General features: G+C 31.5%; 13 protein-coding genes. 11 read left to right on the top strand and 2 right to left on the bottom strand.

All coding sequences use genetic code 11. The features are described from left to right. Positions 1-39: 39 nt before the first annotated feature. Positions 40-882: a hypothetical protein gene (locus WAF17_RS09130; RefSeq protein WP_338769079.1), complete on the bottom strand. Its 843-nt coding sequence runs from the start codon at positions 880-882 to the stop codon at positions 40-42. A 122-nt stretch (positions 883-1,004) separates the two neighbouring features. On the opposite strand from WAF17_RS09130, the gene WAF17_RS09125 reads away from it, so the two are divergent. From WAF17_RS09125 to WAF17_RS09090, 8 genes are all read left to right on the top strand, one after another. Further along, positions 1,005-1,328, top strand: a complete 324-nt coding sequence (locus tag WAF17_RS09125) for a hypothetical protein (RefSeq protein ID WP_338769076.1) — start codon at positions 1,005-1,007, stop codon at positions 1,326-1,328. Positions 1,329-1,446: 118 nt separating this feature from the next. Then, complete coding sequence (locus WAF17_RS09120) at positions 1,447-1,995, top strand: EF-hand domain-containing protein (RefSeq protein WP_338769073.1); 549 nt, start codon at positions 1,447-1,449, stop codon at positions 1,993-1,995. 83 nt (positions 1,996-2,078) lie between these two features. Next, positions 2,079-2,879, top strand: a complete 801-nt coding sequence (locus tag WAF17_RS09115) for an alpha/beta hydrolase (protein ID WP_338769070.1) — start codon at positions 2,079-2,081, stop codon at positions 2,877-2,879. A gap of 38 nt (positions 2,880-2,917) precedes the next feature. Beyond that, entirely contained in the window at positions 2,918-4,234 is a 1,317-nt protein-coding gene (locus WAF17_RS09110) for a glycosyltransferase N-terminal domain-containing protein (protein WP_338769067.1), read from the top strand. A gap of 54 nt (positions 4,235-4,288) precedes the next feature. Continuing rightward, positions 4,289-4,558: a hypothetical protein gene (locus tag WAF17_RS09105; RefSeq protein WP_338769064.1), complete on the top strand. Its 270-nt coding sequence runs from the start codon at positions 4,289-4,291 to the stop codon at positions 4,556-4,558. A 128-nt stretch (positions 4,559-4,686) separates the two neighbouring features. Further along, positions 4,687-6,087 (top strand): DUF4419 domain-containing protein, encoded by a 1,401-nt coding sequence (locus tag WAF17_RS09100; RefSeq protein ID WP_338769061.1) that lies wholly within the window; start codon positions 4,687-4,689, stop codon positions 6,085-6,087. Positions 6,088-6,187: 100 nt separating this feature from the next. Further along, positions 6,188-6,850: a fatty acid desaturase gene (locus WAF17_RS09095; RefSeq protein WP_338769058.1), complete on the top strand. Its 663-nt coding sequence runs from the start codon at positions 6,188-6,190 to the stop codon at positions 6,848-6,850. A gap of 115 nt (positions 6,851-6,965) precedes the next feature. Continuing rightward, positions 6,966-7,397: a hypothetical protein gene (locus tag WAF17_RS09090; RefSeq protein WP_338769054.1), complete on the top strand. Its 432-nt coding sequence runs from the start codon at positions 6,966-6,968 to the stop codon at positions 7,395-7,397. Positions 7,398-7,422: 25 nt separating this feature from the next. On the opposite strand, the gene WAF17_RS09085 is transcribed toward WAF17_RS09090, so the two are convergent. Continuing rightward, complete coding sequence (locus tag WAF17_RS09085) at positions 7,423-8,583, bottom strand: DNA topoisomerase IB (protein WP_338769051.1); 1,161 nt, start codon at positions 8,581-8,583, stop codon at positions 7,423-7,425. Positions 8,584-8,915: 332 nt separating this feature from the next. Here WAF17_RS09085 and WAF17_RS09080 point away from each other — a divergent pair, with 332 nt between their 5' ends. The 3 genes from WAF17_RS09080 (at position 8,916) to WAF17_RS09070 (ending at position 12,506) form a co-directional block, all read left to right on the top strand. Next, positions 8,916-10,502 (top strand): S8/S53 family peptidase, encoded by a 1,587-nt coding sequence (locus WAF17_RS09080; RefSeq protein WP_338769048.1) that lies wholly within the window; start codon positions 8,916-8,918, stop codon positions 10,500-10,502. Between the two features lie 158 nt (positions 10,503-10,660). Further along, positions 10,661-11,686 (top strand): type IV toxin-antitoxin system AbiEi family antitoxin, encoded by a 1,026-nt coding sequence (locus WAF17_RS09075; RefSeq protein ID WP_338769046.1) that lies wholly within the window; start codon positions 10,661-10,663, stop codon positions 11,684-11,686. After that, positions 11,667-12,506: a hypothetical protein gene (locus WAF17_RS09070; RefSeq protein WP_338769044.1), complete on the top strand. Its 840-nt coding sequence runs from the start codon at positions 11,667-11,669 to the stop codon at positions 12,504-12,506. Before WAF17_RS09075 ends, WAF17_RS09070 begins: the two co-directional genes overlap by 20 nt.

Below are 12,506 nucleotides of genomic sequence, written 5' to 3'. Positions count from 1 at the left end.
GAACCTCAAACAAAAAATAAGCATTTATGTAAAAAACAATCACTGAAATTTTAACCATGATTTTCTACGCTCTTTATAGATTATTTTTTCTTGTCCTAAAGCAGTCAGAAGTATACAATGCTCTTCACTGTCACTTCCTCCTTCAATATTTTTTACTTCACTAAAATTTCTTGGGAAAACACAAATATCCTTTTGAAGATATACTCGAAACTTTTTCATCAATAAAACAAACTGAATTGACTTCTCTTCTCTATCAATCCATTCGTTTTTTCCGATTGGGCGAATTTCATAGTGATTGTTGAATTTTTTTAAATTTTGATAGTTACTTTTTACTTTATTAAAGTCTTCGTTAATAATTTGTCTGTCAGTCGAATGTTCAATCAAGACATTAGGATAAATATCTTTTATAATCTCTTTTAAAGTTGTTTGCTCTTTTTCCGTTAATGGTTCAGTAACTCTAAAATCACCAAATGGGAAATTGTAGTAACCGTCCATAATTAAATCATCTATCAATTTTGTTTGAATTGTTGAAGTCTGTCCATTAGGTTCAATCAATACCCAACTGAAAGGAGCAACCTCGTCATCTGTTGAAAGGATTTCAATATTTACTTTTGCAGAGAGTTTTTTTAGAGTTTGAACTCTGTTTTTGATTGGAATTTCTATGGCATCATTATTAAAAACTGAATAATGATACTTATATCCTTCATAGGAAGTATCAAATGAAATGTAGGTTTTGAAATGATCAATTTCATTTTCAGATGCGTATGAGTAAAAGTTCGGAGTCCAGCAAAAGTCATTAAACTGGAAAATACTCGCTAAGAAGGCTTCAAAACTTTCCTTATCTAACTGTTTCTTTGTACTAAAATAAATTACTTCTCTCATAGGTTAGAATCTTGATGTGGTGTATCCTTACTGTAGCACATAACACAAAAATAAGCGAAAAAGAACCTCAAACAAAAAATAAGCGTTTATGTAAAAAACAATCACTAAAATTATAGAAAAAGATGAGCGATTATGAGATAGATTATTCGAAATACCCAAACTTAGAACAAGAAGAAGGCGAGAAATGTGAGCTTTGTGAGAGAGAAAAAAGACTTAGCTTTCATCATCTTATTCCTAGAAAAATGCACCGAAAGAAACCTTTTTTGAGAAAATTTGGAAAAGAAGAAATGAAAAAACGAGGAATTATGGTTTGTAGAAAATGCCACTCAACAATCCACAAATTTTGGGATGAAAAAACGCTAGGCGAAAAATACAACACAAAGGAAAAACTCATGGAAACTGAAGAAATGCAGAAATTTGTAACTTGGGTGAAAAAAGTAAAATAAAGGGGGAAATGGATATTGGGGAAATGGAATGATGTAATTTTGTGTCAAATTTTGGACACTCAAAAAAATATCTGTATTTTCAATAAAAAATTGAAATACCAAAATATCCCCTACATTTATGCTTACTAACTTCCAAAAAAAGAAAATGACTCATTTATTTCATTTCTTTGATAGAAACGGAGATGGCTTTATTGAACCCAAAGAATTAGACCAAATTGTTGATAATTTGGCTGTTTCGGAAGATGAAAACGAACAAGCACATCAAAAGCGTTTGCAACAAATGTTTCATCGGTTTTGGAAGCAACTTATTGATGCAGCCGATGAAAACGGAGATGGTAAAATTAGTTTAGAAGAGTTTGTAGAGGTTCACGAAGTTTTGGTTGCAGATTCGTCTTCTTATCAGCGATATGTCTATCCATTTATTGAAAGTTTGTTTCATTTGATAGATTTGGATAAGGATAAGTGTTGGGATAAGAAAGAATTTACCCACTTTTACAAGCTCTGTAAGCAGTCGGAAGAATATGCAGAAGAAGCATTTTCAAAAATGGATGCAAACAATGATGGTTTTCTTTCTCATTTAGAAGTTATTTTTTGCTTTAGAGAGTTTTATCTTTCTAATGACAAAAATGCAGTGGGAAATTATTTTTTTGGTAAAATGGAAGCATAAAGTAGTTCAGACATCTTGTCTGAATAGAAATTAACACTATCGCCGTTGTTGGTGTCCTTACCAACGACACATAACTAAAAACAATGAAATTAAAACTTCCAGATGGTCTTTCCATGTATTATGAACATCATTTTATTGATGAGAGCAAATACACACTTGTCTTCTTAAACGGGCTTTCTCAATCGACACTTTCTTGGTTTCCGATAGTACAGGTTCTTAAAAATCAGTTTAATATTGTTTTGATAGACCAAATTTTTCAAGGACAATCTGACCAAAAAGGTGAGTATAGAAGTTTTGAACAGCACGCTGCCGATGTTCAACAAGTTTTGGAAAAAGTAAATGCAAAGCGAATTGTTCCTATCGGTATTTCGTATGGGGGGGCTGTGGCGATGCGACTTTTGGTAAATTATCCTAAAAACATTGAAAAAGCCGTTTTGCTTTCTACCTTTGCACACCGAACGCCGTATTTTGATTTTATCGGAAACAGTTGGCGAAGTGCGCTTTTGTCTGGTGGTTATGAATTGATGTTAGATGTGATGTTACCTGCTGTTTTGGGACAGGATTATTTTTTTAGTCCTCTTATTCCCATTCAAGATATTCAGAATGCACGATTACAAAACAAAATCACTTCAGATTCTCTGATGAAATTGATGGACGCAACAGAAAATAGTACAGATTATAGAGAGAAACTAAAGTCTGTATCTGTTCAAGTAAAAGTTATTCACGGAGAACAAGACATCTTGACAACTCCTCAAATGGGACAAAATATCGTTGATGCACTTCCGAATGCGAGTTTTAAATTGTTATCTAAAAAAGGACATACACTTAATTTGGAAGCAATTCCAGAACTGATAACAGAAATTGAAAGTTTTTTGAAGGTATAAAATAGAACTCAAACCCTAAGGGTTTAGAATTTGAAAAAATGAAAAGTTGGCTTTATGATGCTTCTTTGTGGGGATATTGGCAGGGAATAAAAATAGCTGCCCCTTTCCTTGAAAAAGCAAGTTTGTTTAAAGAAGGACGGAAAAATTGGAAAACAGAACTGCAAGAAAAATTTAAAAAAATAAAGCAGCCTGTGGCGTGGTTTCATTGTGCATCTTTGGGTGAGTTTGAACAAGGAAGACCATTAATAGAAGCTTTCAAAGAAGAATATCCTCATTATAAAATTCTTCTGACGTTCTTTTCTCCAAGTGGCTATGAAATTCGTAAAAACTATGATAAAGCTGGTATAATTACTTACCTACCAATAGATACAAAGAAAAATGCTGAGTTTTTTATCAAAACTGTAAAACCAAAAGTTGTCTTTTTTGTAAAGTATGAGTTTTGGCATCATTTCATTGAAGAAACTTGGAGACGTAATATTCCACTTTTTTCTGTTTCTACAATTTTCAGAGCAGAACAACATTTTTTTAAGGGCAATACATTTTCTGAAAAGATGCTTAGGCGTTTTACACACTTTTTTGTGCAAAACGAATCTTCCAAAAAACTATTAGAAAGCATAAATATTCAGAATGTCAGCATCACAGGAGATACTCGTTTTGATAGAGTAGCAACTATTGTTTCACAGCAAAAAGAGCTACCCATTTTAGAAAAGTTTATTGGACAAGATAAAGTTTTGGTAATAGGAAGTTCTTGGAAAGAGGATATTGACCTTCTTGCTCCGACGTGTAAGAGTATGGTAAAGAGCAAGTTGGAAAATGAAGCTAATTTCAAACACAAAACTAACGATGAGATTGCAAGAATAAAATTAGTCATCGCACCTCATAACATTGCAGAATCTGATATTCAGCACATAGAACAAGCCTTTAGTTTTTTGAAAAGTCAGCGTTATTCGAAAGTTAATTTGGAAGATAAAAATAGCATTCAAAAATTACAGAAAGCTGATGTTTTGATTATTGATAATATTGGGCTTTTATCTTCGATTTATAGCTATGGTTATGTGGCTTATATTGGTGGTGCTTTTGGAAAAGGGTTACACAATATTTTAGAAGCTGCTACTTTTGGAATGCCTATTATTTTTGGAAATAAAAAGTATCAAAACTTCAAAGAAGCAACTGATTTACTAGAAAAAAAGGGAGCTTTTGCTGTTTCCAATCAAAAAGAATTAGAAGAATTATTAAAAAACCTTTTTACAGACGAGTATTTTAGAGAACAGATTAACGAAATCACGAGAGAATACGTTATTCAAAACACAGGTGCAACTTCACAGATTATGGATTTTTGTAAAACGATTTTATAATTTATTAGTTATCATTATCAGTTCCTATTTCCTAACTCCCAATTTTCATTCATTATGAAATTTCTTATTATTTCGGTCATTATTTTATATGTTTTATATGCCTTTTCAGATAAGATAATGAAGTTTTTGGCTAAAATTTTATTGCGAAAAGTCCAAAAACAAGCACAAAAACAGTACGAAACACAAAATGATATTCGCCCAGAAGGGGAAATCCGTGTAGAAACTCCTCCCACAAAAAACATTCAAGAAGGTAAAAAATATGACTTTGATAATGTAGGCGAGTATGTCAAGTTTGAGGAAGTGAAATCAGCAAATAGTAATTAATCAGTTACCAGTAAATAGTAACCAGTTACCAGTTTAATTTCTCTTAAAAAAAAGTATTTTGCATTCATCCTGCCTTTCATCATAAAAATCATATAAATCACTCGCTAATCAGTTACAGTATTTCAAAAATGAATCAAAAAGCCTCCATAACCTTCGAAGTAGAACAACTAAAACGAGCTAAAAAACCTTTAAAAGAAATTTCTTTTGAGCAGATTAGTAAGCAGTTTTCAGAAGAAACAATTATTGGTTCGGCTGATGGAAAAGAGTTTGTCAGTTTTGGAACACATTCTTTTTTGAAGGGAATGCAGGTCGCTTATGCCGAGCATCGTCCTTTTATTTTGTCGCCTGATATGATTTGGTTGCTGATTTGTCAAGGTTTTTCGAAGCACGTAGAAGTAAATGCTGAAAAACTCCGTCATTTGTTTGTTGATTTTGAAGGAAAAAAAGAATTGGTAATTGAAAATGATAATTTATTAGCAACAGACAAGACAATTTTAAAAGCAGAATGGGAAAAATCTATTGATGAAATGAATGGCGAAGTAGCCAAACACGTAGGAGAGGATTTGATAAATAACCTTACAGCAGATTTTAGTACGACTTCACTAACTGAAAAAATTGTAAGTCAGATTATAGTTTTGAATGCTTTTCAGCCTTATTTTGAATATACATTTGTAACTTTTGTTTGTGGAATCCCTCAAATCACGTTAGAGGGGACAGCAGATGACTGGCAAAAGGTAATTGATAAATCTAAAAAAATAGCTATTTATGAGCTTGATTGGTGGATAAATGAACTATTACCTATTCTTGAGGAGATAAAAGAAACTGTAAATGGAAAAAGGAATAAACAGTTCTGGATGAATATGTTTAAACAGCATACTCTTAATGAATATGGCAGTCCTACAATATTAGATGGTTGGATTGTTCGTTTCTTTCCATATTATCAAAATGGATATAAAAAAGATTTATTTGAAATGGGTTTATCTGGTATTGACGACTTGCCTCCTCAAATCGTAAATGTTCCTTTTATTCATAGAGTTCTAGGAGGGATAGAAAGCATAGATATACCAAAAGAATTTTTAGCAGGTTTTTTTGGATTAGAACAGAATGCAACTGATTTGTCCTTACGTCCTGTTATAGAATGGAGTATTATTCGAAAGAGGAAAGAAATAACGCAATTACCAAAGAGAAATGAAGGGTGGAGTACTTTGTTTTATGGAAATATCGGAAATTTCCCTTCAGAAATACTAGAGTTTCAAAGTATTCATGCCTTGAGTTTACAATTTAGAGATGCTATAAGATTGCCTAAAGAGTTGTCTAAGATAAAAATTGGATATATTAAATTAGAAGGAGATGTAGAAGAAGGCACTGAAAAGAAAATCTTAAAGATTATTAAGAATATAACTAGAGGTGAAATAAATGGTAGAAAGTTTGACACCAAACCAAAAGAAGGTTCTAAGTTCATAGAAACTAAAAAAAAGACTCAAAATAAACAAACCATTATCTACAAACTAAAAAACTTATTCAATTAAGAAAAGTATTTCGTATTCATCCTGCCTTTCATCATAAAACCAATAGCTCGGCGCAGCCAAATCATATAAATCACTCGCTAATCAGTTACAGTATTTCAAAATGAATCAAAAAGGAACATATATCGGAATTACAGTTATTACGCTTTGGCTTCTTAGTCTTGGGTTTTTGCTTAGTGTCTATGAAATAAACTGGTACAATCCTCTTACCTATCTGTTTTTTCTTATTCAAACTCATCTTTATACAGGAATTTTCATTACGGCACATGATGCAATGCACCACACCGTTTCGAAAAATACAAAAGTAAATAACACTATCGGAACGATTGCAACAGGACTTTTTGCCTTCAATTATTACCCAAGATTACTCAAAAAACACCACGAACATCATCGTTTTGTAGCCACAGAGCAAGACCCCGATTTTCATCACGGAAACTTTTGGATTTGGTATTTTAATTTTGCAAAAAACTATATTACCATTATTCAGATTGTCTTGATGGCGATTACTTATAATATTTTGAAACTTATTTTTCCGATAGAAAATGTTATTTTTTATTGGATGATTCCTTCGGTGGTGGCTACATTTCAGCTTTTTTATTTTGGGACATATTTACCTCACAGACACGCACCTGACAACAAACACCATTCAAGAAGTCAGAAAAAAAACCATGTTTGGGCATTTATTTCATGTTATTTTTTTGGTTATCACTACGAACACCACGACAGTCCGAATACGCCTTGGTGGAGATTATATCAAAAAAAATAAAAGAATTTATACTAAAATCTTTTAAAAAATAATTTTCTCATATCTTATTCCAAAAAATAACCGTATCTTAATTATTACATTCTACCAATTATCATCTTTCTAAAAAAATACGGTCATGGGTTTCAAAAATCAATTATTCAAAGTCGCTTCTGCTATCACTGGAGGTGTTTCTTCTTTTGTTAGTGTTGCTGTTTTGGGAGAGTTTTTAGGTTCTGGAGATATAGATTTGATACTAGGTTTTCTAAGTGCAGGAAGTATTGCTGCTGCTTCGGGTTGGAATACAGTTCGTCTTCATAAACAGCAAAAAAAGGAGCTTTTCCAAAAGAAACAATTAGATATTCTATATTTAGCTGTTCAAAATCATGGACAACTAACACCAACACAAGTTGCGCTACAAACCAACACGCCAATTGATGAAACAAAAGAAATTTTGGATTCACTTTCTGATGCTGGTGCAATGGAATTACAGGTTTCTAATAAGGGTAATTTAGTTTATACACTCATTGACGAGGTTTATTTAGAAAATCATTTGGAAAAAATCGGGTAACAACTTTTATAGCATAAGTCATATTTTATAATAATTCCTCGTGTGTTTTTTGTGCTGATTTTTCCAAAATAGCTAAAAGTTGCAATTCATATTTAGAATATTCATCTAAAGAAGAAGAAAAAGATTTTGCAAATTCTGTTTCTTCTTTACTTTTTTGTTGTAAGAATTTTTCTGTTTGTTGTTCTATTTCTTCTGTTGATTTTGTCAAAACTTCGCTCAAAACTTCTGGATGGATATAATAACTTCTACAAACTGAAATAGTATTACCCAATTTCTTGGCTACTTTTCTTACCAAAATAGTCTCTAATTTCTTGCGTTGATTCTCTGCTAATTCTTTTTTTGCCTCTTCAAAAAGCTCTAAAGTCAAAACACTTCCTCCCCAAGTACGGAAAGTTTTGGCAGTAAAATGACTTTTCATTTTTTGGTCTAAATAATCATTTACATCTTGTGAATTGATGCGATGCCATTTCTTGTTTTCATCTTTGTATCTAAAAAGTTCTTGTCCAGAAAGAGCAGCACACTCTTTTAATTTTTTGATAAGAGATTTATTTGAAAGACTAACCGTTCTTGTCTTGTTACTTTTGGCTTTGTAGCAAAGTGAAATTTTGTTTTTTACTTCTTCATCAATCTTAATATGTTTTCTCCGAAGCGTCGTAAGTCCGTAGGTTCTATTTGAGTTGAGATAACGGTCGCTACCAATTCGTAACAAGCCTTCTTGCATAAGCTCAATAGCTAAGGCAACTACTTTTTCTTTATTCCAATGTTTTTTATGAAGGTCTTTCGTAATTGCTTTTCGAAGTTTGGGTAACTCATAACCAAACTCTTGAATTTTCAAAAATTTCGTTTTGTTTCTATACTCTTTCCAATCTGGATGATAAATAGACTGTTTTCGGTTGCGCTCATCTCTGCCCACAGCTTGAAGATGCCCATTCTTATTTCTACAAATCCATACTTCTGTCCATGCTGGAGGAATGACTAACTTTTCGATTCTTTTTAGTTTTCGTTCACTTTTTAAGAGTTTCCCTCTTGTACTCAAATACACAAATTTTTTTTCTTGCTTTTTACGTGTATAGCCTTTTTCTGTATCTGAAGAATAATATAAATGAGGAGGATATTTTGGGTAAACGTGATTTCCTACTACCATAATAGGAATTTTATTTTGCTTAGAAATAGAAGACAAAGGCATAAAAAGGAAGTTGAAAAAATGGATTTTATATAAAATCAAGTATTGCTCATACTTGAAGTAACTGGTTTTTTAGAGAAAATGTTAGACATAAACAAAACATAAATTCTAATATAGAATAAAATTATTAAGATTAATGTATCAATCTTTTTGTTGAATAAAAATAAGAATGAATATACAATTGCAGAGGGATTAAATTTTGAAAAAAATGATTTTTTTGAAAAAATATTCGGCTTGCATCACTTTTTTTAAAATATATTTTTATATTTGCTCTTAGAATCAGTCAATTAACTTTTTTTGACTTAACACACAAACAATAAATACCCTTTTACAAAATGAAAACTTATTTTTTCAATTCGAAGTCAGTCATTCGACGTTGTTCGCCTCTAGCTATTGCAGCTTTTATGATGTTCTCTTGTCAGAATGAATCTGAAATTATTGTAGAACAGGCTATTGAACATGCTACTATCAATCGTTCGGAGTTAGATAATCATATTTGGCAAACTGTAAAAAAAGAAGGTTCTTTTGATTGGAACACACAGTCAGAACAAATTATTTGGAATGCTCTTTCTAAGTCAGATGGAGTTTTGTCAGTAGGTTTTAAGCCTAAAAATCAGAATAAAGATATTCGTACTATTATTGATAAAATAGATATTAATAGTGGCGAATGGAACGACGCTAAAAATTATGTTTTGGATATGATTTTTGAATCAGAAAGAAAGCTAAATCCAGATTTGAAGCGTGAAGAACTAATTGCTTTTGAAGAAAATACACTTCCTGTTTTAGATGTTGTCATTAAAAATCCGAATACGTTGGCGTTTCTACGTAAGTCTGACTTTGTTCGTTATGCAGAACCAATGGGTTATGAGCCAAATGTAAGTAAGGGGCAGCAACTCAATAGAGAACTTTCTAGTAGTGGCTGCGATGGAAGCAATCCAAATAACGGACTTGTAAGTGGAGTAGATTATACTTCTTTCTCTCCTAACACAAAAGCTTCTTGGAATCATGATTTTCATAATGTTTCTCAGGCTTGGAACACAGCTTCTGGAAGTGGAATAACAGCAATGATTATTGATACAGGTGTGAGTTTTGGACAAGATAATTACGGAAGTGGCATCAATCAAGGACTTTCGCAAGGCAGAACAATGGAGAAATTGGTAACACTTCCAAGAGATACATTTTGGGGAATCCCTATTGGTAGTCCTGAAACTCCAGATGATGGATGTGGACACGGAACGGCTATGACTGGTGTTTTGGGTGCTCCTCGTGGAACAGATGGAAATGCAGCAGGAATTGCTTACAATGCAAACTTAGTTTCAGTTCGTGCAGCAGAAGATGTAGTTATTGAAGGCTCTAGAGAAGCAAAAGGTGTTTCTGATGCGTATGTAATTGCTGGTAATCGTTCTGATATTCGTGTTACGAGTATGTCTTTGGGGAGAGTTACAAATAGCTCTCAAATTGCTGATGCAGTTCGTTATGCGTATAATAGGAATGTACTGATTTTCTGTGCTGCTGGAACTTCGTTTGGTTGGTCTTCGGGTTGGTTTGGTGTTATTTTTCCTGCTACAATGGATGAAACAGTAGCTGTAACAGGTGTAAAAGATAATATGCAACGTTGTGATAATTGCCACGACGGTTCGAAAGTGGATTTTGTGGTTGTGATGGAAAAGGCTTCAAATGGTCGTCATCCTCTTACACTTGCTATGTCTGGTGATGTTCCTGCGACTGTTGGAGGTTCGTCTGTTGCAACTGCTCAAACAGCAGGAATGGCTACTTTAGTTTGGTCTGCTAATAAAAATCTTACAAGAAATCAAGTGCTTAATAAACTCAAAGTTTCGGCAAGTTATTATCCAAATCGTAATTCAAACTTCGGTTGGGGAAAAATTAATTTGCAAAATGCTTTGACTGCTTCAGCAAATTAAAATAGAATTTGTTATTAATTGAAACCTCCTCAAAAGATTCTTTATGTTTCTTTTGGAGAGGTTTTTTATTTTTGAGATAAATGTCAGTTAAACTATAAATTTTATTGTATGTTTTATTTTATTGTATGTTATTTGATTATTAAGTATATTTGATTACTATGAATAAAGACCTCTTACACTTGGCTATCGAAAATCTTGGCAAAAATTTATCTGTTGATATCAAGTATGAAATCGAATATGAGTTTTTGCAAAAAGATAATTATCAAATTGATGGAAAATTAGTATTCTTAAATGAAATACCTTTTAAAGAGTTTCATATTGAAATGAAAAATAATTTGAGTCTTTCTGTTTTGTCTAATTTGATAAAATTAAATGAAAAAATAACCAATCTATTAGTTGTTTCTGATTATATCTCAAAGCCATTAAAGGAAAAATTAAGACATAAAAATATTTCTTATCTTGATGCAGCAGGAAATTTTTATTTAAAAAAAGAAAACCTATTTATCTATATAGAAACGAATAAAACGAATAGAAATAATTTCAAAAAAACAAATAAGGCTTTTTCTCCAGCAGGTTTGAAGGTAATTTATAATTTACTGACTGTTCCAAATTTACTTACAAAATCATATAGAGATATAGCAGAGCAATCTACTGTTTCGATACATACAGTTGGAAAAGTGATTAAAGAATTATTGAGAGATAGCTATATCATTAAGGAAAGTGAAAAGAATTATATTATTAAAGATAAGGAAAGATTATTTCAAGACTGGGTAACACTTTTTAATAAAGTTCTTAGACCAAAACTCAAGCAGAAAAGCTATGAAAGTCTTAAAAATAAGCAAGAATTATTTGATTCTGTAAAACAAAATGGTAAAATGGATAGCATTGGAGGCGAACTAGCTGCACAAATTCTGACAGATTACTTAATTGCAGAGAATATTTATTTATATACAGAAGATACTTTTTTAGAATTGTCTAAAGAACATAGACTTATTCCTTCTGAAAATGGAAATGTTATGCTTATTGAAAAGTTTTGGAAAAGTGAAAAATCAAGTAAATATCTTACAGTACATCCTATCTTAGTCTATGCTGATTTGTTAGACAATCCAACTCCTAGAAATATAGAAACAGCTCAATTATTATTTCAAAAACATATAAAAGATTATGTCAAAACTACTTTATAATGCACTTCAAACTTCATCTCTGAAGCAGGTTATAAATGATTTGAGAAAAGTTTGTAAAAAATTGAACATAGACTTTTTTGCAATAGGAGCATTAGCTAGAAATATTTGGTATGTATCGAATGAAAAAGAAGCTAGAGGAACAAGAGATGTAGATTTTGCTGTTTATATTTCAGATGAGGAGAGTTATCAAAGTTTAAAAAAAGAACTGATAGAAAACTATAAATACACACAGACAACATCAAATGCTTTTTGTCTAATTTCTCCTCATAATGTAGAACTAGATTTACTTCCTTTTGGAGAAATAGAAAATGATGATAGAGTGAAAATAGAGGGAAAAGGACTTACAACACTAAATTTAGATGGTTTTTTGGAAACTTATAAGTTTGGATTGAAGGAATTTGAGATAGAAAATGAAAAATTGAAAATTTGTTCTCTTCCTGCTATTGTCTTATTGAAACTGATTTCTTTTGATGATAGACCAGAGGAAAGAATTAAAGATGCAAAAGATATAAATTCTATTTTGCTTCATTATCCAAATATGGAAACTGATTTGATTTGGGATGAATATAATTTTTTGTATGACAATGAAAAGTCTCATCAACAAGTAGGAATTGAAACATTAGGATATGAAATAGCAAAAATTATTGTGCAAGATGAAAAACTCACAAAAAGAGTAACTAATATTCTAAAAAAGGCAATTCTTAAACAATCAAGACTATCTATTCAAATGATTGAAAATTCAATAAAAGAAACGATAGAAGATAAAATAAATTTGTTGAAATACTTAGAATTTGAAATAATAGAAGGAATTAAAAATTGA

It is taken from the genome of Bernardetia sp. ABR2-2B (assembly GCF_037126435.1).
Taxonomy (GTDB): Bacteria; Bacteroidota; Bacteroidia; order Cytophagales; family Bernardetiaceae; genus Bernardetia.
This window is presented reverse-complemented; position numbering and strand designations above follow the sequence as displayed.

Coding starts and splice junctions, on each gene's coding strand:
- WAF17_RS09130 (WP_338769079.1), bottom strand. CDS start 882: ATGAGAGAAGTAATTTATTTTAGTACAAAGAAACAGTTAGATAAGGAA.
- WAF17_RS09125 (WP_338769076.1), top strand. CDS start 1,005: ATGAGCGATTATGAGATAGATTATTCGAAATACCCAAACTTAGAACAA.
- WAF17_RS09120 (WP_338769073.1), top strand. CDS start 1,447: ATGCTTACTAACTTCCAAAAAAAGAAAATGACTCATTTATTTCATTTC.
- WAF17_RS09115 (WP_338769070.1), top strand. CDS start 2,079: ATGAAATTAAAACTTCCAGATGGTCTTTCCATGTATTATGAACATCAT.
- WAF17_RS09110 (WP_338769067.1), top strand. CDS start 2,918: ATGAAAAGTTGGCTTTATGATGCTTCTTTGTGGGGATATTGGCAGGGA.
- WAF17_RS09105 (WP_338769064.1), top strand. CDS start 4,289: ATGAAATTTCTTATTATTTCGGTCATTATTTTATATGTTTTATATGCC.
- WAF17_RS09100 (WP_338769061.1), top strand. CDS start 4,687: ATGAATCAAAAAGCCTCCATAACCTTCGAAGTAGAACAACTAAAACGA.
- WAF17_RS09095 (WP_338769058.1), top strand. CDS start 6,188: ATGAATCAAAAAGGAACATATATCGGAATTACAGTTATTACGCTTTGG.
- WAF17_RS09090 (WP_338769054.1), top strand. CDS start 6,966: ATGGGTTTCAAAAATCAATTATTCAAAGTCGCTTCTGCTATCACTGGA.
- WAF17_RS09085 (WP_338769051.1), bottom strand. CDS start 8,583: ATGCCTTTGTCTTCTATTTCTAAGCAAAATAAAATTCCTATTATGGTA.
- WAF17_RS09080 (WP_338769048.1), top strand. CDS start 8,916: ATGAAAACTTATTTTTTCAATTCGAAGTCAGTCATTCGACGTTGTTCG.
- WAF17_RS09075 (WP_338769046.1), top strand. CDS start 10,661: ATGAATAAAGACCTCTTACACTTGGCTATCGAAAATCTTGGCAAAAAT.
- WAF17_RS09070 (WP_338769044.1), top strand. CDS start 11,667: ATGTCAAAACTACTTTATAATGCACTTCAAACTTCATCTCTGAAGCAG.